The 994-nt window shown below is 63.2% G+C and carries 1 protein-coding gene; it reads right to left on the bottom strand.

All coding sequences use genetic code 11. The features are described from left to right. The coding region (locus IG178_RS24410; RefSeq protein ID WP_193215201.1) for a DEAD/DEAH box helicase at positions 1-994 on the bottom strand (994 nt) is incomplete at both ends.

Below are 994 nucleotides of genomic sequence, written 5' to 3'. Positions count from 1 at the left end.
TGGTGCATCTCGCGGTACGCGGTCTTGAGGTTGGCCAGCGAATCGAGGTTCGTGTCGGAGATGGAGCGCAGGATGGCGTCGCGGGAGATCTCGTCGAAGTTCACGGACGACAGCCCGGAGATCGCCCCGGCCGTCTGCGCGCCCAGGACCTGCCGACGCAGCTGATCCTTGCTCAGCGAAGAATCCCCGAACAGCGCCATCGGGATCATGTAGTTGTTCGTGTAGTTGCCGATGAAGTCGATGACCCGCAGATGGTCCTTGCCCTCGGCCAGCCGCAGCCCGCGCCCGAGCTGCTGGGTGAAGATGATCCGCGACTGCGTCTGGCGCATCATCACCACCTGATTCAGCGACGGGATGTCGATGCCTTCGTTGAAGATGTCGACCGTCAGGATGTAATCGAGCTCGCCTGCTTCCAGGCGTTCGACGACGGCCGTCCTCTCCTGCTGTGACTGCGCACCCGTGAGCGCCTCTATCCTCAGCCGCTGGCCATTGACCGCGGAGAGATTCAGCAGCTCGTTGAGCTCGCGCGCTTCTTCCACACGGCTGCAGAAGATCAGCCCGCGCACCTCGCCCTTGTGCCCGTAGGTCTCGATCATCCGCAGTAGATGGTGCACGCGCTCGGGAGCCACGAGTCGGGAGAGCTGCGCGGTCTCATCGACGGTGGTGCCGTCCTCGTACTGGAAGTCCTGCACGCCGTAGTAGTGGAACGGCACGAGCATGTCGGCCTCCAGCGCTGCCTGCAGACGGATCTCATAGGCCACGTTGTGATCGAAGAGCTCGAACACATCGACGGCATCCGTGCGCTCCGGAGTAGCAGTGAGCCCCAGGAGGAAATCCGGGGTGAGCCGATCGATCATCTCCCGATAGGTGCGCGAGCCGGAGCGGTGCACCTCGTCGATCATCACGTAGTCGAAGCCGGCGGCCTCGATCTCCTCCAGCGCCCCAGGACGGGAGATCGATTGGATCGTGGCGAAGACATACCGACGGTCCAGTT

It is taken from the genome of Neoluteolibacter marinus, from assembly GCF_014904755.1.
GTDB lineage: Bacteria > Verrucomicrobiota > Verrucomicrobiia > Verrucomicrobiales > Akkermansiaceae > Haloferula > Haloferula marina.
Note: the sequence above shows the minus strand (reverse complement) of the source record. Positions and strands in the feature narration are given on the sequence as shown.